The following is a 19,544-nucleotide window of genomic DNA, read 5'->3' as shown; positions in this document are numbered from 1 at the left end:
TCAGCGCTCGTAGTTGATGCGCCGGCCGAGGAAGGCGAACTGGGCGGCGGTGAGAAGGATGACGAAGACCATCAGGATCGCAGTCTGGGTGGAGGCGCCGGACAGGTCGTAGCCGCTGAAGCCGTCCTTGTAGATCTTGTAGACGAGCAGCGTGGTCGCGCCGCCCGGACCGCCATGGGTGATCGTGTCGATCAGCGCGAAGGCCGAGGTGACGCTTTCAGTGAATTCCAGCACCAGCGTCAGGAAGAGCTGCGGCATGATCAGCGGCAATTGCACGTCGAAGATCCGCCGCCAGGGCCCCGCCCCGTCCATCGCCGCCGCCTGATGCATGGTGCGCGGGATCGATTGCAGCCCGGCCAGGAGGATGACGAAATTGAACGGGATACCGCCCCAGACATGCGCGGCGATCAGGGTGATGAAGGCGTCCGTTCCATCGATTCCGGGTGCCCATATGCCTGGAAAGGCCTGGTTGAGCGGTGCCAGGATGCCGACGAACGGATTAAAGACGAAAGCGAAGACGACGCCGATCGAAGCGCCCGCCACACCCTTCGGCCAGACCAGCACGTTGCGGGCCGGCAGCGACAGGCGGATTTTCCGGTCGGCGGCGACCGCGAGAATCAGCGGGATCAGCACGGCGAGCGACGATGCCGTCACCATGAACACGAGGGTGCGCCAGCCCGCCTGCCAGAACTCCCGATCGGAAAGGACGCGGGCGAAATTGTCGAGGCCGACGAACATCGAACCGCCGCCGAACGGCTGCTCGAGAAAGAAGGACCAGTAGAAGGCCTGGAAGATCGGCACGTAGAAGAAGAGGACGATCAGCAGCATGAACGGCGCGACCAATAGGATCGGCAGCCAGCGGTTGCTGAAGAGGGTGGATTCGGAGGTCATGGGAAAGGCCCGCAGTGAGGGACCGGCACGGACGGGACTTGTGTCCCGCCCGCGCCGATCAAGCTTGGATCAAGGCAGCTTGACGCCCTTGTAGGTCTGCTCGAAGCGGCGCAGCAGCTCGTCGCCACGCTTCTTGGCATTGTCGAGCGAGACCTGCATGGTCTGCTGGCCGCCGTAAGCCTTCTGGGTCTCTTCCATGAAGATCTCGCGGAACTGCACGTAGAAGCCGAGGCGGATACCGCGGCTGTCGGCGGTCGGCGGCTGGTTCATCGACTCGATTCCGATCCCGGCCGTCGCGTATTTCGCGGCCTTGGCATCGCCGCTCTTGTTGATCGCGTCGAGCACGTCGTTGGTGACGGGGACGTAGCCGGTCGCCGCGGTGAACGCCATCTGCTGTTCCGGCTTGCGCAGGAAATCGAGGAAGGCCTTGGCGCCTTCGACCTCGGCCTGGTCATGGCCCTTCATGATGTAGATCGAAGCGCCGCCGACCAGCGTGTTGTGGCGTTCGTAACCCTTGTACATCGGCGCCATACTGACGGTGAGCTGGTACTTGCCGTCGAAGGCCTTGGTGGAGGCGGCGTAGGAGCCCGAGGAGCCTTCCATCATCGCACATTCGCCGGCGTTGAAGGCGGCGGTGTAATTGCCGGCCTTGGTATCAGCGTTGAGCTTGACGAGGCCTTCCTTGCGCCAATCGACCAGGTTCTGGAGATGCCTCGCAACGAAGGTGGTGTTGAAGACGTATTCGGCGTCGAGGCCGTCATAACCATTGTGCCTGGAAGCGATCGGCAGGCCGTGGCGGGCCGAGAACTGCTCCAGCACGCGCCAGGTATCGCCATCGGTGACGAACGGGCATGCATGGCCGGCAGCCTTGAGCTTGCGGGCCGCATCGATCACTTCTTCCCAGGTGGTCGGGGTCTGGGTGATGCCGGCTTTTTCGAGTTCGGTCTTGTTCGTATAGAACAACAGCGTCGAGGCATTGTAGGGCTGCGCGAACAGCTTGCCGCCGGACGTTTCGTAATAGGCGCGGGCGCCGGCGATGTAATTGTCCCATTTGACGTCGGGCAGGATTTCCTGGACCGGCACGACGGCGTTGGACAGCATCAGGTCGAGCGTGCCGGCGTCGAAGAACTGGATCAGCACCGGGTGGTTCTTGGCGCGATAAGCGGCAATCGCCTTCTGCATCGACACTTCGTAGCTGCCCTGGCCGACACAGGTGACCTTGTGCTGGGTCTGTGCGGCATTGAAAGCATCGCACTGGGCCTTGATCGCGGTTTCGACCGGGCCCGTATTGCCGTACCAGAACTCGATATTGGCGGCCTGCGCGGAACACGCGCCCGCCATCAGGGCGGCAGCCGCCGCCAGAATGGAAATCTTCATCATTGCCCTCGCCTGTTGGGATGATCGGCCGAGTGGGATCGGCATCGGAACGCGGCATTACTACACTTTACGTGTAACAATTAAATGACGAGCTGAAACCCTTGCCGCGCAAGGCATTTCCATCTAAGCAAAGGAAAACGCGAGGTAGACGGCGACATACAACCGCAATTATTACACCTCGATGGTAATTGTTGGCGACGGAGGTGGATCAGTGGCCTATTTTCCCGAAGCTCTGATCCCACCCAAATTCCTGCGCGCAGGCGAAAGCGGCGTCGTGTCTCCGAACGAGCGCAGCTTGCTCAAACTCATCTGGCGTCACCCCGGTCTCTCCCGCTCCGAAGTGACCGATCATACTGACCTCACCCAGCAATCGGTCTATCGGATCATCGACCAGCTGGCGGAACGCGGCATCGTCTTGCTCGGCTCTCCAAAACCTGGCGTCGGCCGCGGGCAGCCGAGCCCGACGATCCGCCTCAACGCCCGCTACGCCTATTCCTGCGGCATCTCGGTCAATACCGACGTTATCGGCATCTGCCTGATGGACCTTGCCGGCAATATCCTCTCCGAAAGCAGCGTGACGCTGCGCGAACACACGATGGCGCAGTCTCTCGATCTGGTCAGGACACGGCTCGTGGAGGCACAGAAGCTCAACGACCTGTCCCCGGAGGCTCTTTTCGGCATCGGCTTTGCAATAGCGGGCTATCATGTCGGAGGAACCCGCTACAACGCGCCCCTGCCGCTGCATGAATGGTCGCTGATCGAACTCGGTCCGCTGCTGGCGGAGTTTTTCGGCAAGCCGGTTTGGGTGCACAACGGCGCTAATACCGGTGCCATCGCCGAGTCGATGTTCGGTGCCGGCCGCTACGTCAAGCATTTCGCTTATCTCAGCTTCAACTACGGTTTCGGCGGCGGGCTGGTCAGCGACGGCGAATTGCTGCTGGGCGGCAATGGCAATGCCGGCGAGTTTTCAGGCATCTACAACCAAGAGGAAAACCAGCGGCGACCAGCGCTACAGCTGCTCATCGAGCGGCTTGTTCGCAATGGCGTCGATGTGCCCTCCATTACTTACATGCGCCGGCATTTCGACCCGCAATGGCCAGGTGTTGCCGAATGGGTGAACGAAATCACGCCGGCCTACAATCGCCTGGTCAATGCCATCTCGGCGATCTTCGATCCGCAAGCGATCGTCTTCGGCGGGCAGGTACCGCCGGACCTGGCGCAGATGATGATCGACCGGACGGAGATTTTCGGACGCCCTCGTTATGGCGTACCGCGCCCCAGTCCAAAACTGATCATTTCGGAGATCGCCAGCGACGCATCGGCGATGGGCGCTGCGATCACACCGTTCCACTCGACTTTCTACTGACGTACAGGCGGCCTGCTTACCTGTCGTGCGCCCGGATCACCGCCAGGAAGGCGTCGCCGTACCGCTCGAGCTTCGACTGTCCGACGCCGGAAATGCCGAGCAGCGCGTCGCGGCTCGTCGGGCGGGCGGTCGCAAAGGCGACCAGTGTCGTGTCCGGAAAGACGACATAGGGCGGCACCGAAAGCTCCTTGGCGATCCCCAGGCGCGCGACGCGCAGTGCCTCGAAGAGTTCTGCCTCGGCCCCTTCCAGCGTGGATCTTGCGTTTGCAGCGCTCGGTGATGCGCTTCGCGATGCCTTGCCCGTCGTCGGGCGGTCCTTGCGGAAACGGACCTCGCGTTCGCGCTTGAAGACGGCGCGCGCGCCCTCTTCCAGTTTCAGCGCGCCGAACGCCTCATGATCGACACTGACGAAGCCGGCGGCGAGGAGCTGGCGATAGACCGATTGCCAGGTCTTCGACGGAATATCCTTGCCGACGCCGAAGACAGGCATGTCGGCATGGCCGAAGCGGGTGGTCTTCTCGTTGCGGTTTCCGAGCAGCACGTCGATCAGGTGGCCGGTGCCGAAACGCTCGCCAGTCCGGTAGATTGCCGCCAGCGCCTTGATGGCGGCCTCCGTCCCATCCCAGGTTTCGACCGGCTTGAGGCAGGTGTCGCAGTTGCCACATTGCCCGCCATGCGCCTCGCCGAAATGAGCCAGGATCGCCTGTCTCCGGCAGCCGGGGGTTTCGCAGATGCCGAGCAGCGCATTGAGCTTGGCGCGCTCGACGCGCTTGATATCGTCGCCCGACGTGCCGCCGTCGATCATCCGGCCGCGCTGGATGACATCGGCCATGCCGTAGGCCATCCAGACGTCGGACGGCAGGCCGTCACGGCCGGCGCGGCCGGTTTCCTGATAATAGGCCTCGACCGAACCGGGCAGATCGAGATGGGCGACATAACGCACGTTCGGTTTGTCGATGCCCATGCCGAAGGCGACGGTCGCGACCAGGCAAAGGTCCTCTTCCTTGAGGAAAGCGTCCTGGTTAGCATCGCGCATGCTGCGGTCCATGCCGGCATGATAGGCGAGTGCCCGAATACCCTGCCCGTTCAGCCACTCTGCCGTATCCTCGACCTTGGCGCGCGACAGGCAATAGACGATGCCGCTCGACCCCTTGTGGCGGGACAGGAAACGCAGGAGCTGCTGGCGCGGCTGGTCTCGCTCGACGATTTCATAGGCGATGTTCGGTCGGTCGAAGGAGGTGGTGAACACCTCGGCCGAGCGCAGAGCGAGCTTGTCGATGATATCTTCGCGGGTATGCGGATCGGCGGTCGCCGTCAGCGCCATGCGCGGCACGCCCGGATAATATTCCGCCAGATGGCCGAGTTCGCGATATTCGGGACGGAAATCGTGACCCCATTGCGAGACGCAGTGCGCTTCGTCGATCGCGAACAATGCAATCTTCGCATTGCCGATCATTTCCTTGAAGGCCGGCGTGACGATGCGCTCGGGGGTCACATAGAGAAGATCGAGATCACCATTGGCGATCGCCCGGCGAACATCGACGAATTCTTCGCGCGTCAGCGAGGAATTGAGGGCGGCGGCCCGCACGCCGAGTTGCTTCAGCGCCTCCACCTGGTCGCGCATCAGCGCGATCAGCGGCGAAACGACGATGCCGACGCCATCGCGGCAGAGGGCGGGGATCTGGAAGCAGAGCGATTTGCCCGCGCCGGTCGGAAACAACACCACGGCATCGCCGCCCGATACGACCTGTTCGACGACCGCAGCCTGTTTGCCCCGGAATGACGAATAGCCGTAAACGCGCTTCAGCACGTCGAGCGGGTTTCTCGTGCCTTGTCTGTCAAACAGGGGATCGATGCGGTCTGGGGTCGGTGGCATGGAATCGCTTTCGTCGGAAGGACCGCACTATGGCACAGGTCCGGCGACCAGAGCGAGCACCGGCGGCGCTCGGCCGTGGGCGTCCCCACATGAATTGGGCGTGGCAATTCCCGACGCACCGGCAGCCCGTTTTGCTTGAAGCGTCTTTCGCGGACGTATAAGCCTCGTCTACCCGCTCCCTGACCCGTCACTGGCATCGATATTCCGCATGGCCGCAGACTCCGAACTGGATCAACCCGCCGACGACAAACCTGATCATGCCCGCGTGGCGATCAAGGTGGATATCGTCGTGATCGGAGCGGGTCAGGCGGGCCTGTCTTCGGCCTATCACCTGCGGAAACTCGGCCTTGCGCCGGACAGGGACTTCGTGGTCTTCGACCACTCTCCGGAGCCGGGCGGCGCCTGGCAGTTTCGCTGGCCTTCTTTGACGCTCGCCACCGCCAACCGCGTCCATGACCTCCCCGGAATGCGGTTCGAGGAGGTGGTCGATACTTCAGCCAATCTGGTTAAGGCGTCGGTCGCCGTGCCGCAATATTTCGCGGCCTACGAAGCCGCCTTCGATCTGCGCGTTCATCGTCCCGTCAAGGTAACGGTCGTCTGCCCGAGGGGAGATCGGTTGAGGGTCGAAACCGACAGCGGTGCCTTTTCGGCACGAGGCCTCATCAATGCCACCGGCACATGGGAATCGCCTTACATTCCCGACTATCCCGGTGCTGATCGTTTCCATGGACGGCAGCTCCACACGCGGGATTATCGCACTGCGGACGAATTTGCCGGCCTGCATGTCGTCGTGGTCGGCGGCGGGATTTCGGCGATCCAGTTGCTCGACGAGATCTCGCGCGTCACCTCGACCACCTGGGTGACGCGACGGGAACCGCAATTCCGCGACGAGCCGTTCACGCCGGAGGTGGGACGCGCCGCCGTGGCGCTCGTGGAAGATCGTGTCCGCCAAGGCCTTCCGCCGGGTTCGGTGGTTTCGGTGACCGGCCTGCCCGTCACGCCGACGATCGAGGCGGCGCGAGAACGGGGCGTGCTGAAAAGGCTGCCTATGTTTTCCGAGATTACCGAACATGCAATCCGCTGGCCGGATGGTTCCGAGCAAAGGGCCGATGTGATCCTCTGGTGCACGGGCTTTCGCAGTTCGCTCGATCATCTTGCCCCGCTACAATTGCGCGAGGCGGGTGGCGGCATCGTCATGACCGGTCGACTGGCGACGCAGGTCGCCAAGGACTCGCGCATTCACCTCGTCGGTTACGGCCCGTCCGCTTCGACGATCGGCGCGAACCGTGCAGGTGGCGCCGCAGCGCGGGAACTGACAAGCGTCCTCAGCGCTCCAGTCAATTCCTAAAGATGACTGGGTTCAACTTGCCCGCCGCACCAGCTTGCCCTCCTCCGCCTTGTAGAAATACTGGCTCGCCACCAGCCAGCCCTTGAGTGGCCGTAGCGGCGGAATACAGGTCAGCAGCATGAAGGGCAATGTCACCAGCAGGTGAGCCCACCAGGCTGGCTGGAACTGCACTTCCAGCCAGACGCCGAGAAGCACGCTTGGCACGCAGGCGAAGCAGATCACGAAAAAGGCGGGGCCGTCGGCGGGGTCGGCGAAGGAATAGTCCAATCCGCAGGCCTCGCACTTCCGGCCAAGCGTTAGGAAGCCGTTGAACAGATGCCCCTGACCGCAGCGCGGGCAACGCCCACGGATGCCGGTCTGCATGGGAGGGAGAGGAGGCCATTCGTGATCCATGATCATCGTCCTTGGAAACAAAGCGATCAAATCGACTATTGAGTGCAGTCATTTATATAGATTGATGCATTCAATACGTCGATTGGCCAGAATGCCGCAGGGCATTCCGGTCATGGACCACGGGAAGAGGAGAGATCAGAAGAAGGAGCCGGCCATTTCGGGTGAGGTCTCCAGCGCGTGCCCCATGAATTCCAGAGCGGCCTTGAGCGCCGGCCGCTGGATGGGGCCGCCGAGGCATACGCGCACCGCTTCGGGAGCCGGCCCGTCGACGGTGAAGGCATCGCTCGCCACGACGCCTATGCCGGCGGAGCGCATGTGGCTGCCGAACGTCGAGCGGGTCCAGCCCTCGGTCAACGGCAGCCAGATGTTGAAGCCGAGCGGGTCGCCCCGATAGCTGCCCTTTGGCAATATGCCAGCGACCAGCGCCTGGCGGGCCGCCGCTTCGGCCCGGATAAACTGCAGCATGCTGTCGGCCGTGCCGTCCTCGATCCAGCGGGTGGCGAGCGCTGCCGACAACGGCGACGCCATGACGTTGTTGGCGCGCATGGCACTGACGAACGGCCACGCCGCCTTGGTATCCGGGGCGACGACATAAGCGAGCCTGAGGCCGGCGCCGATACATTTCGAAAGCCCGCCAATATGCCAGGTCAGGTCCGGAGCCATCGCCGCGAGCGGTGCCGGAGCGTGGAGAGGGACAAAGCCATAGGCATCATCCTCGACGATCGGCACGCCGTATTTGCGTGCCACAGCGCAAATTTCCTCCCGACGCCGCTCCGGAATGGTCAGCGTCATCGGGTTTTGCAGGATCGGATTGAGATAAAGCGCCTTCGGCTTGTTCATCTCGCAGGCTTCCGCAAAGGCTGCCGGCAGAATGCCGTCTTCGTCCATCGGCAGGCCGACGAGGTTCAATCGCAGCTGGGCGGCTATCGACCGCATGCCCGGATAGGTGATGTTTTCCGACAGCACCGTCTCGCCCGGTTTTGCCAAGACACCGAAGATCGCCAACAGCGCCGGATGCGCCCCGGGAGTGATGAAAATGCGCTCCTGCGAGGGAACCAGGCCGCGCCGGCTGAGCCAAACCGCGGCGGCCTCCTTGTCCATGCCGGCACCGCCGAAACCCTGATACCGCAGCAGAGGCAGGAGATTGGTTGCGACTGCGGTGAGCCCTTCCCGCATCCGCGCGATCAGTTCCGGATCATCGGGCTCCGGCGGCATGTTCATCGAAAAATCGACGATCGAGGCCCGGCGCGGATCCGGCGCGGCCTCGGAAACGAAACCCCGGCGTTCCTTATCAGCGCCGCCGGTCACGAATGTGCCGCGTCCCACATGCGAACTGACCAGACCGCGCTTCTGGGCTTCCAGATAGCCGCGCGCCACGGTGGTGAAATCGACGTCGAGCACCTTTGCCAACTCGCGTTGCGGCGGCAAACGATCGCCGACGACGAGGTTGCCGCTCCTCAGGTCCATCTCGATGACATCGGCGATCGCCATGTATCGCGGGGAGCGGCTGCGGGTCAGGTCAGGCTTCCAGGTCTTCATCCATGACGTCCGATAGTTAGTCCTGGATTGACGGTATATTGTTGCTCAGTGAGTCTGTCATCAGGAAAAACGGATATTGCGCCGCAACTTGAGGACCGGAGATATCTGCAGCATTCCATTTACGGTAGCCTAGTTATCCCATCTGCAATTTTCCCGTGCTTTCAGGCGAAATTTCCGAACCGCACATTGTCGACGGTCTTTGCCGGCGCCCTTCCGCTCGAAATTCGGTCTGAACGCTGCATCGCACAATTGATCGCATAATTGATGGCTCCCGGACCACCTCAAATATCGGATGCGCGGGTGGTGGCCTGCTTGCGTCGTCGGCAAGGACTTGGGTGGTGATGGTGCGGATGCGTTCTGCGGGTTTGATTGCCGACAGGAGGCTCGGCGGAACCTATCAGTTCCGGGACTCGCTCTCGTCCGAAACACCCTTGGCTATCTGGCTCTTGTTCTGCTTGTCGGGAACATTGCCGTTCCCCTCCGCCCGGTCGCGATGGAGGGCAGCGCGGGCGAGAAGCATGAAGGTGATCGGCGTCGTCACGGTCACGAAGATGCCGATCAAGATCTCGTGGAATACGAGGCGTCCCGACGAAACCGTGAAGAAGATCATCGAAGCCAGCATGACGCCGCCGATCCCCCAGCTGGTGCCGAGCGTCGGCGCGTGGATGCGCTCGTAGAAGGTCGGCAGGCGCAGGAAGCCGATGGCACCGATCAGCGCAAGACCCGAACCGATCAGCAGGAAAAACGCGACCGCGATGGCGGCCCAGACGGGGATATCGGCTGCAGCCTGCATCATTCGATCACCTCCCCGCGCATCAGGAATTTCGCAAGCGCCACGGTCGCCACGAAGCCCAGCATGCCCATGACCAGCGCCGCCTCGAAATAGATCACGCGGCCCGTGCCGATGCCGAAGGTCACCAGCAGCAGCATGGCGTTGATGTAGAGCGTGTCGAGGCCGATGATCCGGTCCTGTGCCCTTGGCCCCCGGAACATGCGCACCGAGGCAATCGCCATCGCCGCCGCCAGCATCAGCTGGGCGAGCGAGACCGCACTGAAGAGAATGATGGCGCTCATGCGAATATCTCCATCAGCAGCTTCTCATATCTGTTCTTGATCGTGTCACGCCATTCCGCCTCGTTGTCCAGATCGAGGATATGCAGCAACACCGTCTTGTCGTTTGAATCATACTCCAGCCAGGCTGATCCCGGCGTGCTGGTCAGCACGACGGCCAGAACCGCGATTGCGGTATGGTTCTCGATATCCAGCTCGACGGTCAGGAAACCGGGATTGTGGCTGCGGCGGCCGGCCTTGAGGATGATCAGCGCAACCGCGATGTTCGATTTGACGATATCGTAGAGTACGATCCCGAACAGTTTCGGCAGCAGGTACCATTTGCCGAACCGCGGCTTGTCCGGGCGCAGCGATGCCATCGCCCACGACGCGAACACGGCAACCAGGATGCCGAGCACCAGATGGCCGGGCGTGAAGCCGTTGAGCAGCAGCCACATCAGGACCAGCGACAATGTGAGCAGCGGATAGGGCAGCATCATTTGCCCCCTGCTTCGGTCGACGCAGCGCCGTCGTAGTCAGGGATAGGCGCCGCTTTGCGCACCGCATCGATATAGATCCGCGGATTGCTGAGGCTGCGGATCGTCGTATCCATATACTGCATCGCCGGTCCGGCCTGGACGGTGAGCGCAAGCGTCAGGAACAGCAGGAACATCACCGGCACGATCTCGATGACGAGGACGCGCGGCACGGTACCTTCGAGCGAACTCCAGAAGGTGCGGATGCCGGCGCGCGTCATCGAAATCAGCGCTGCAATACCGGAGAGGATGACGAGAAAGACCAGAACCCAGACGGCCGCCGTCGGCGGTACGCCGATCGCCCCGGTCCCCATCATCGCCGATAGCATCGCGAACTTGGCGATGAAGCCGGAGAGCGGCGGCAGGCCGGACAGCAGGATGCCGCAGGCCGCAAAGCAGATGCCGAGGATCGCCATCGTGCCTGGCATGGTGACGCCGTCGCCCTCCTCCGGCTCGTCCTCATCCGCGTCGCCATAAGCTTCCATGGTCACCGCAAGGACGATCGCACCGGCATCCTGGCCGCGCTCGACCAGTTCGATCAGCATGAAGAAGGCGCTGATCGTCAGCGTCGAGCTGACGAGATAGAGCAGCGCGCCGGACGAGATCGCCCCGTCATTGATGCCGAGCACCATCAGCAGCGTGCCGGAAGAGACTAGGACCGAGAAACCTGCAAGCCGTCCCAGCGCCTGCGACGCCAGTACACCGACCGTGCCGAAGATCAGGGTCGCTATGCCGCCGTAGAGAAGCACGTCGGCGCCGAAACCGGCGGAAGGTCCTTCGCCGAAGAGCAGCATGGTCAGCCGCAGGATGATGTAGATGCCGAGCTTGCTCATGATCGCGAATATGCCGGCAACCGGGGCCGAGGCGGCGCTATAGGCGGTCGGCAGCCAGAAGCAAAGCGGCCACATGCCCGCCTTGATGAGGAAGGCGATGCCGAGCACGCCGGCGCCGGCCTCCATCAGCATCCGCCGGTCCGGCTCGATATCGGGAATGCGGGCAGCAAGATCGGCCATGTTGAGCGTGCCGGCGGTGCCGTAGATCAGGCTCACCCCGATCAGGAACAGAAGTGCGGCGGCGAGGTTGACGGCGATATAGTGCATGCCCGCCTTGACGCGCAGCGGGCCGGAACCGTGCAGCAGCAATCCATAGGACGCCGCCAGCATCACCTCGAAGAAGACGAAGAGATTGAATAGATCGCCGGTGAGGAAGGCGCCGTTCAAACCCACCAGCAGCAGCTGGAACATGGTGTGGAAATGCGCGCCAACCGCATGCCAGCGGGCGAACGAGAAGACCAGCGCGGCGACCGAGAGCAGCGCGGTCAGCAGCAGCATCAGCGCCGACAGCGCGTCGAGAACCAGCACGATGCCAAAAGGCGCCGCCCAGTTTCCGAGCAGATAAACGCCGTCGAATTCGCTTGGACCGCTTTCGATCCGCAGAAGCGTGAGCGAGACGGCGACCAGGATCAGCGTCGATGCGAGGCTGATCATCGCTTTTACGACACGCTGGCGCTCGTCGAAGAACAACATGAGTGCGGCGGCGACCAGCGGCACAAGGATCGGCGCGATGAGGAGGTGATGGGTCCAGCCATTCATTTCGGCTCGTTCCTCCCATCGACATGGTCGGTACCGGTCAAGCCCCGGGAGGCCAGCAGCACGACGAGGAACAGCGCCGTCGTCGCAAACCCGATGACGATGGCCGTCAGCACCAGTGCCTGCGGCACCGGATCGGCGAGCGTCGAAGTGGGAACGCCATCGACGAGGATCGGCGGGACATTGGTCTTCACGCCGCCGACGCCGAAGATGAAGAGATTGACGGCATAGGAAAGAAGCGAGAGGCCGACGATGAGCTGATAGGTGCGCGGGCGCAGGATCAGCCAAACGCCGCAGCCCGTCATCACGCCGATCGCGGTGGCAAGAACAAGTTCCATCAGCCCTCCTCCGTCCGCGTTGCATCGATCGCCCGCAGGCGGTTGATGCGGATCGACTGGTGCGCCAGCGCCACGAGAATGAGCACCGTGGATCCGACCACCAGCGAGAATACGCCGAGATCGAAGAGCAGCGCGGTGGCGGCCGGCATCTTGCCGATCAGCGGCAGCTCGACATACTGGAAATGCGAGGTCAGGAACGGGTAACCGAAGAACCAGGCACCGATGCCCGTCGAAACCGCGGTCAGTAGGCCCGCCCCCATCCAGCGCAGCGGCAGAATGCGCAGGCGATCTTCCGCCCAGCGCGTGCCACCGGCCAGATATTGCAGCAGGAACGCGATCGACAGCGTCAGACCGGCCGAGAAGCCGCCGCCCGGCAGGTCATGGCCGCGCATGAAGATATAAACGGCGAAGGTGATGATCACCGGGAAGAGCCAGGTCATGATGACCGAGGGGACGAGCAGGTAGTCACGCACCGTATCGCCGGCCGAACGCTCGGGACGATCCTCGTCGAAACGGTTCTGGATGCGCTGCTGTTCCGGCAAGTCCATGCTGTCGTCGGCAGGCCGGAAACGGCGAAGCAGTGCGAAGACCGTCAGCGCCACGACGCCAAGCACCGCGATCTCCCCAAGCGTATCGAAGCCGCGGAAATCCACCAGGATGACGTTGACGACGTTGCGCCCGCCGCCTTGCGAATAGGCGTTTTCGAGGAAGTAGTTGGCGATGGCATCCGGCACCGGCATGGTCATGACGGCATAGGCGATGAAGGTCATGCCGATGCCGCAGACGACGGCGAGCGCCAGGTCGCGGAAGCGGCGGAAGCGGGCCCGCAGCGTGATCGACTCGGCCATCCCCTGCGTCCGTTTCGGCAGCCAGCGCAGGCCGAGAAGGATGAGGACGGTGGTGACGATCTCGACGAGGAGCTGGGTGATGGCGAGATCCGGCGCCGACAGCCAGACGAAGGTGATGCAGACGATTAACCCGACGCCGCCGAGCATGACGAGGGCTGCAAGGCGATGGTATTTGGCGAGATAGGCTGTGCCGAAGGCGAGGCAGATGCCGAGCAGCCAGATCGCGGCAAAGGCTGGATCGATGCCGGAAAAGGTGATGTCGCGGGTTTCGAAACCGGAGAGATAGAGCGGCAGGAGCCCGGCGAGGAAACCGGTCGCCACCACCCAGCGGAGCTGCGGCTGCAGATTCCGGGTGCCGAAGCGCCGTTCGAGCGTGCGGGCCCAGCGCCAGGACACCTCCACGAGAATGCGCTCGAAGATGCGCTGGCCCTTCAGGTTGCGCAGGATGGGTGGGCCGTCTTCGCAGGTCGCGAGATATTTGCGGAGCGAGAGATAGAGCAGCGTGCCGCCGACAAGTGCGATGGCGCTCATGATCAGCGGCAGGTTGACGCCGTGCCAGATGGAAAGGCTGTATTCCGGTGTCTGCGCACCCAGCACGCTGACGACGGCGGTTTGCAGGAAAGGCCCGATCGAAATCGCCGGAATGATGCCGACGATCAGGCAGGCGACAACCAGAAGCTCGATCGGAGAGCGCATCCAGCGCGGCGGCTCATGCGGCTGCGGCTTCGGCAGGTCCGTCGGCGGCGAGCCGAAGAACACCGTGTGAATGAAGCGCAGCGAATAGGCGACGCTGAAGGCGCTGGCGAGGGTCGCCACATAGGGGAGGATGCGGTCGAGGATGGAATCCGCGTGGGTTTCGACCGCTTCCGCGAAGAACATTTCCTTCGACAGGAAGCCGTTCAGCAGAGGAACGCCGGCCATGGCGGCACTCGCCACCATGGCCAGCGTGCCTGTGATCGGCAGATACCGGAAAAGCCCGCTCAATCGTCGCATGTCGCGCGTGCCGGTCTCGTGGTCGATGATGCCGGCCGCCATGAACAGCGACGCCTTGAAAGTTGCATGGTTGACCATGTGGAAGATCGCCGCAACGGTCGCGAGCGGACTGCCGAGGCTTAAGAGCGTGGTGATGAGGCCGAGATGGCTGATTGTCGAATAGGCGAGCAAGCCCTTCAGGTCCTGCTGAAACATCGCGAAATAGGCGCCGAGCACCAGCGTGATGATGCCCGCCAGCCCGACCAGGTAGAACCATTCGTAGGTTCCCGACAGGGCCGGCCAGAACCGCACCAGCAGGAAGACGCCGGCCTTCACCATGGTCGCCGAATGCAGGAAGGCCGAGACCGGGGTCGGCGCCGACATGGCATTGGGCAGCCAGAAATGGAAGGGGAACTGGGCGCTCTTGGTCAACGCGCCGAGCAGGATGAAGACCAGGGCGGGCACATAGAGGGAATGGCCGCGGATGACGTCGCCGGCCACCAAAATCTTGTCGAGGTCGTAGCTGCCGACGATGTTGCCGATGAGCAGCAGCCCGATCAGCAAGCAGAAACCGCCGATCCCGGTGATCGTCAGGGCCATGCGAGCGCCATCGCGGGCGGCGGCATTGTTGTGCCAGTAGCTGATCAGCAGGAAGGAAAAGATGCTGGTCAGCTCCCAGAACACCGACAGCAGAATGACATTGCCTGAGATGACGATGCCGAGCATCGCGCCCATGAAGGCGAGCAGGAAGGAGAAGAAGCGTGGAACCGGATCGTCTTCGGACATGTAATAGCGGGCGTAGACGACCACGAGAAAGCCGATGCCGGCTATCAGCATGGAGAAGAGCCAGGCGAAACCATCCATCCGAAGAGTGAAGTTGAGGCCGAGCTGCGGCAGCCAAGTACCCTCGAAGCGAAGTACGCCGCCATTGGTGACGCTCGGATAGAAGGACGCGACGATCAGCAGGGACAGGAGGGCAGTGGCGCCGGCGACCCAGGACGGCAGCACGCGCGAGCGCGTTCGCAGCAGAAATACGGAGACCAGGCTTCCGAGGAAAGGCAGGACCAGAAGGACGAGAAGAAGATATGGTCCTGACGTTATCCCAATGCTCCGGCCTTCCTATGTGCTGCGCATCCGCCAAGCGCCTGCTGCGAAAATGCCTGCGAATGCTCCATCTAGCAATCGAATCCAAATTGCCATATATGATATATATTGACCAATATGGGCAGTTTGGTGAGATGGGTCAAGCCGCAAAAAACGCAATTTTGACGCCGGCCTTATGTCGCGCCGCCCGTGGGTTTCTGGATTGGACGCAGACCGATCTCGCTGACCGCTCAGGCGTGTCGAGGAGCACCATTCGCGATTACGAAGGCAGCCGGCACGACCTCCACCGGGCGACGGAGGCGCAGCTGCGCCTCGCCTTCGAGCAAGGTGGCGTCGCCTTCGTCCACATGGAAGGCGGCCATTTCGGCGTCTGTCCGAGAGCCGTCCAGACACGGCAATAGGTCGAGTGGAGCGCGGCCCTGACCCGGCATCACCAGTTGGTGACTGAACTGTCCCGGCGCCGTTTAAATCCTCGGCATGCCTTCAGGGCGAAGCGCCCTCTTCAGCGCCGCGATCCGGAAGATGGCGTTCGGGGCGCCGTAACCGCGATAACCGCGCCGTTCGACGATCTCGAAGAAGAAGCCTTCGCCGTAGGTCATGCTGTAGAGCTGGAAATATTCGCCGTACTCGTCGCGGTCGTAGAGGATGTTCTCTTCCTTCAGCCGCTCCGAAAGCTCGGCATCGAGGCCGAAGCGGGCTTCGACGTCACCATAGTAGTTGGGCGAGATGGCAAGCGGCTTGAACCCGTTCTTGCGCAGCGCCGCGGCGGTTGCAAAGATGTCGTCGGTCTGGAAGGCGAGATGCTGGACGCCGGACCCGAACTTTTCGGCGATGAAATGACCCGCGAGCGTGCGGCGGTTCTCGGCGCCGTTCAAGGTGATGCGGAGCGTGCCAGAGGCGTTTTCGACCACCTGGCTGCGTATCACGCCAGCCGGATCGATGATGTCGACCATCGGCGTCTTCTGCGTCTCGAAGATCGAGGTGTAGAAGAGCAGCCAGGTCAGCATTTCCTCGTAGGCGACCGTCTGGGCGATATGATCCACATGCCTGAGATGCGCCGGCGCCACCTCGGCTTCGCCCTCTTCGTTGACGGCCTGGAAATCGATCTCGGAAAAGCGGCCGAGATTGCTCTTGTCGTCGATCAGGTAGACAAGCCCGCCGCCGACGCCGCGGATCGCCGGTATCTCCACTTCGCCCTTTGCCACCTGCTGCCGGAACGGCTCAGCCCCCAGCGCCACCGCCCTTTCGAACGCCTGCCCGGCATCCTCGACGACGAGAGCCATTGCATAGGCCGAGGTGCCGTGGACGGCAAACGAGGCGTTGGCAAACCCCTTTTCGTCGGTATTGACGAGGAGACGGATATCGCCCTGGCTGTAGAGGCTGACCTTCTTCGACTTGTGTTTCGCCGTGTTGCGGAAACCGAGCGTCCGGAGAATGGCGGCCAGATCGGCCGCATCCTTTTCGTCGGAGGAAAACTCTACGAAACCGACGCCCTTAACCGAAGCGCGGTCGGGCATGTCGCGAACCGTCAGGCCCGATGCGTTGGGGCTGCGCCGCACCTGGTCGCCGAGATAGATCAGCGAACGGTAGCCGTCATCGGCAATCGCCCGGCTGGATCCGCCGCGGAACTGGTCGTTGAAAATCTCCAGGGAGAAATAACCGTCATAGCCGGTCGCGGCGATCGCGGTGGTAAAGGCGGTCACCGGCAGATCGCCCTCGCCCGGCATGTTGCGGAAATGCCGCGACCAGTAGAGCAGGTCCATGTCGATCAGCGGCGCATCGGCGAGCTGGACGATGAAGATCTTGTCCTTCGGGATGGAGCGGATCGAATTGATGTCGATCTTCCGCGACAGGGTGTGAAAGCTGTCGAGGATCAGCCCGATATTGGGGTGGTCGGCACGCCGCACGATCTCCCAGGCATCGCGGTGGTCGTTGATATGCCGGCCCCAGGCGAGCGCCTCATAGCCCACCCTCAACCCGCGCCTGGCGGCCCGTTCGCCGAGCTCGTGAAAATCGGCCGCCGCCCGGTCGATGCCGCCGAGCGAGACCGGCGAGACGTTGGAGCAGACGAGGACGAGGTCGGTGCCGAGTTCCTGCATCACGTCGAACTTGCGCTCCGCACGATCGAAGGTGCGGCTCCGATGCGAGGCAGGCATGCCCTCGAAATCGCGGAACGGCTGGAATAGCGTGATCTCCAGCCCGTGATCGCGCACCATCCTGCCGACATCGGCGGGGCTGCCGTCGAAGGCGAGGAAATCGTTCTCGAAGATCTCCACCCCATCGAAACCGGCCCTGGCAATCGCTTCCAGCTTTTCGGGCAGTTCTCCGCTGATCGAAACCGTGGCTATCGACGTTTTCATGCGCTCCCTCCCATTTCCTCGGAATGTGACCGAAGAGGCTCCTCAGATGCACCGGCGAGCGACCTCCCGCTTCGAGCCGGCATCAGTGAGACAATTTTGTACTAAATAGTTCGTAACATCAAATGGGAAGTTTGGGGTGTACCGATAGCCCGAAATCGGGAATCGGATTGGCGCTGCCGAGGCAGCGAGAGTCTGGCCACGGGACCGCGTTCAGAGCTTCAATTTTGCGGCCCAGGCCGATACGGTTTCAGCCATCGTTGCCATATGGTCGGTGGCGGAAAATCCGGAAATCGTCTTGCGCGGTTTCAGGTCATGATCGCCGTCCTCCAGCCAGAGGATCTCGATGGCCTTCGAGAGTTCGTAGCCGGGTACTTCTTCGCGGGTGCCGAATTCATCGCGGGTTCCCTGGCAGATCAACGCCGGCGCCTTGAGACCTTTGAGATGCTGGGTGCGGAGCTGCTCCGGCTTGCCCGGAGGATGGAACGGATAGCCGAGGCACAGCAGGCCGCCGACCCTGCCTTCCATGTAAAGCTCGTCGGCAATCATGCTCGCCACCCGTCCACCCATCGACTTGCCGCCGATGATCAGCGGTCCCTTCGCACCGAGTTCGGCGATCGCCGCCTTGTATTCGGGATTGAGCGTCTCGGCCCGCGGCGGCGGTTTGCGATCGCCGGAGGTACGGCGCGCCGCCATATAGCCGAATTCGAAACGCGCGACACGAAAACCCGTGGCCGACAGGGCTTTCGCCGCAGCCGTCATCGATGCCGAATCCATCGGCGCGCCGGCGCCGTGCGCAAGCAGGATCGTGAGACGCGCGTCTTGCGGTCCCTCGATCAGAAATCGCCCTGACATCTTGCTCCCTCAATTCCGGTTCACTTTTCCCGCGCGCCTGTCGGAATAGACCGCCGGCGCACGTCCTTTATGTGGGCGAGCCCGTGTCCGCCCGCAATTTGGCGACTATATCAGCGGGGGCAAGGCCAAGTCTCCTGCCCTACCATTACAGACGGAGGAATGTCATGGATATGCAGAGCCTCACACCAGCAATCGAACTTGCAAGAAAGAATGGCGTGCACTTTCCCAACGAAAGCGCCGCATACAGGGAGGCGCGGGATGCGCTTCTCGCCGAGGAAATCGAGCTCCGTCGCCATATCGAGCGCGTTGCCGAGCAGAGACGCCATCTGCCGCCGGGCGGACATGTGCCGAAGAACTATACGTTCGAGGGCGTGAACGGCAGGATCTCGTTCGAAGAGCTGTTTGCGGACAAGGAAACGCTGGTCATCTACAGCTATATGTTCGGTCCGCAGCGCGAGCGGCCCTGCCCGATGTGCACGTCGCTGCTTTCCTCCTGGGACGGCGAGGTTCCCGACATCCGGCAGCGCGTCGCGTTCGCCGTCGTCGCACGTTCGCCGCTGCAGCGGGTCACCGATTTCAAACGGGAGCGCGGCTGGCACCATCTGCCGCTCTATTCGGATACGAGCGGCGAGTTCAGCCGGGATTACCACGCGATCGGCAAGGACGGCAGCGACGACGCGGCCTTCAACGTGTTCACCCGCCGGGATGGAACCATACGGCATTTCTGGAGCGGCGAGATGGGCGGTGCCACTGCCGACCCCGGCCAGGACCCGCGCGGCGCACCCGATCTGATGCCAATCTGGACGATCCTCGACTCTACCCCGGAAGGCCGCGCGCCGCACTGGTATCCCAAGCTGTCCTATTAGGACTGAAGTCCTACGCGCCGATCAAGGCGGAACGAAAGATGATGCCGCCACGTTCTCCGGCCACTTCAACCGATAAGGAAGTGACCATGAAAAAGCTCATCATTCTCTCCGCCGCGATCGGCCTCCTCGCGACCGGCGCAATGGCCCAGCAGAGCACGGTCAACGGCGCCGTGGGCGGTGCGGTTACCGGTGCAATCGTCGGTGGTCCGGTTGGCGCTGCCGTCGGTGGCGTAGTCGGC

17 protein-coding genes are annotated in these 19,544 nt (G+C 62.6%); 4 read left to right on the top strand and 13 right to left on the bottom strand.

Annotated features, from left to right (window positions below):
- Both MOV61_RS09535 and MOV61_RS09530 read right to left on the bottom strand, forming a co-directional pair.
- Nucleotides 1-891, bottom strand: a complete 891-nt coding sequence (locus MOV61_RS09535) for a carbohydrate ABC transporter permease (RefSeq protein ID WP_247136392.1) — start codon at nt 889-891, stop codon at nt 1-3.
- 69 nt (nt 892-960) lie between these two features.
- Complete coding sequence (locus MOV61_RS09530) at nt 961-2,268, bottom strand: extracellular solute-binding protein (RefSeq protein ID WP_247136414.1); 1,308 nt, start codon at nt 2,266-2,268, stop codon at nt 961-963.
- A gap of 211 nt (nt 2,269-2,479) precedes the next feature.
- Between MOV61_RS09530 and MOV61_RS09525 the strand changes: the two genes are divergently transcribed.
- Entirely contained in the window at nt 2,480-3,634 is a 1,155-nt protein-coding gene (locus tag MOV61_RS09525; protein WP_247136391.1) for an ROK family transcriptional regulator, read from the top strand.
- A gap of 16 nt (nt 3,635-3,650) precedes the next feature.
- Here the strand turns inward: MOV61_RS09525 and recQ are convergent, their stop codons facing one another.
- Entirely contained in the window at nt 3,651-5,510 is a 1,860-nt protein-coding gene (gene recQ, locus MOV61_RS09520; RefSeq protein WP_247136390.1) for a DNA helicase RecQ, read from the bottom strand.
- Between the two features lie 208 nt (nt 5,511-5,718).
- Between recQ and MOV61_RS09515 the strand changes: the two genes are divergently transcribed.
- On the top strand, nt 5,719-6,858 hold the full coding sequence (locus MOV61_RS09515) for an NAD(P)-binding domain-containing protein (protein ID WP_247136389.1): 1,140 nt from the start codon (nt 5,719-5,721) through the stop codon (nt 6,856-6,858).
- 12 nt (nt 6,859-6,870) lie between these two features.
- Here MOV61_RS09515 and MOV61_RS09510 read toward each other — a convergent pair whose 3' ends face one another.
- The 8 genes from MOV61_RS09510 to MOV61_RS09475 all read right to left on the bottom strand — a co-directional run bounded on the left by MOV61_RS09510 (nt 6,871) and on the right by MOV61_RS09475 (nt 15,224).
- Entirely contained in the window at nt 6,871-7,254 is a 384-nt protein-coding gene (locus MOV61_RS09510) for a DUF983 domain-containing protein (RefSeq protein WP_247136413.1), read from the bottom strand.
- A 132-nt stretch (nt 7,255-7,386) separates the two neighbouring features.
- Entirely contained in the window at nt 7,387-8,790 is a 1,404-nt protein-coding gene (locus MOV61_RS09505) for a PLP-dependent aminotransferase family protein (protein ID WP_038542325.1), read from the bottom strand.
- A 397-nt stretch (nt 8,791-9,187) separates the two neighbouring features.
- Nucleotides 9,188-9,586 (bottom strand): monovalent cation/H(+) antiporter subunit G, encoded by a 399-nt coding sequence (mnhG, locus tag MOV61_RS09500; RefSeq protein WP_247136388.1) that lies wholly within the window; start codon nt 9,584-9,586, stop codon nt 9,188-9,190.
- Nucleotides 9,583-9,864: a K+/H+ antiporter subunit F gene (locus tag MOV61_RS09495; protein WP_037084596.1), complete on the bottom strand. Its 282-nt coding sequence runs from the start codon at nt 9,862-9,864 to the stop codon at nt 9,583-9,585. Before MOV61_RS09495 ends, mnhG begins: the two co-directional genes overlap by 4 nt.
- The gene (locus MOV61_RS09490; RefSeq protein ID WP_247136412.1) at nt 9,861-10,337 is read right to left on the bottom strand and encodes a Na+/H+ antiporter subunit E; all 477 of its coding nucleotides are present in this window, start codon (nt 10,335-10,337) and stop codon (nt 9,861-9,863) included. The genes MOV61_RS09495 and MOV61_RS09490 overlap by 4 nt, the downstream gene beginning before the upstream one ends.
- Nucleotides 10,337-11,968 (bottom strand): monovalent cation/H+ antiporter subunit D, encoded by a 1,632-nt coding sequence (locus MOV61_RS09485; RefSeq protein WP_247136387.1) that lies wholly within the window; start codon nt 11,966-11,968, stop codon nt 10,337-10,339. The genes MOV61_RS09490 and MOV61_RS09485 overlap by 1 nt, the downstream gene beginning before the upstream one ends.
- Nucleotides 11,965-12,303, bottom strand: coding sequence for a Na+/H+ antiporter subunit C (locus MOV61_RS09480; RefSeq protein ID WP_247136386.1), 339 nt, complete (start codon nt 12,301-12,303; stop codon nt 11,965-11,967). Before MOV61_RS09480 ends, MOV61_RS09485 begins: the two co-directional genes overlap by 4 nt.
- On the bottom strand, nt 12,303-15,224 hold the full coding sequence (locus tag MOV61_RS09475) for a monovalent cation/H+ antiporter subunit A (RefSeq protein WP_247136411.1): 2,922 nt from the start codon (nt 15,222-15,224) through the stop codon (nt 12,303-12,305). The genes MOV61_RS09480 and MOV61_RS09475 overlap by 1 nt, the downstream gene beginning before the upstream one ends.
- Nucleotides 15,225-15,316: 92 nt before the next feature.
- Here MOV61_RS09475 and MOV61_RS09470 point away from each other — a divergent pair, with 92 nt between their 5' ends.
- Nucleotides 15,317-15,628 carry a helix-turn-helix domain-containing protein gene (locus MOV61_RS09470; RefSeq protein WP_247136410.1) on the top strand — a complete coding sequence of 104 codons (312 nt, stop codon included), beginning with the start codon at nt 15,317-15,319 and terminating at the stop codon, nt 15,626-15,628.
- Between the two features lie 63 nt (nt 15,629-15,691).
- On the opposite strand, the gene MOV61_RS09465 is transcribed toward MOV61_RS09470, so the two are convergent.
- Both MOV61_RS09465 and MOV61_RS09460 read right to left on the bottom strand, forming a co-directional pair.
- Nucleotides 15,692-17,587: a bifunctional sugar phosphate isomerase/epimerase/4-hydroxyphenylpyruvate dioxygenase family protein gene (locus MOV61_RS09465; RefSeq protein WP_247136385.1), complete on the bottom strand. Its 1,896-nt coding sequence runs from the start codon at nt 17,585-17,587 to the stop codon at nt 15,692-15,694.
- Between the two features lie 210 nt (nt 17,588-17,797).
- Nucleotides 17,798-18,439: an alpha/beta family hydrolase gene (locus MOV61_RS09460; protein WP_247136384.1), complete on the bottom strand. Its 642-nt coding sequence runs from the start codon at nt 18,437-18,439 to the stop codon at nt 17,798-17,800.
- Between the two features lie 164 nt (nt 18,440-18,603).
- Here MOV61_RS09460 and MOV61_RS09455 point away from each other — a divergent pair, with 164 nt between their 5' ends.
- Nucleotides 18,604-19,305: a DUF899 family protein gene (locus MOV61_RS09455; protein ID WP_247136383.1), complete on the top strand. Its 702-nt coding sequence runs from the start codon at nt 18,604-18,606 to the stop codon at nt 19,303-19,305.
- Nucleotides 19,306-19,544: the final 239 nt, after the last annotated feature.

Source organism: Neorhizobium sp. BETTINA12A, from assembly GCF_023006485.1.
Classification (GTDB): domain Bacteria; phylum Pseudomonadota; class Alphaproteobacteria; order Rhizobiales; family Rhizobiaceae; genus Neorhizobium.
The sequence above is the reverse complement of the archived record's forward strand: the minus strand, read 5'-3'. Positions and strand labels throughout refer to the sequence as shown.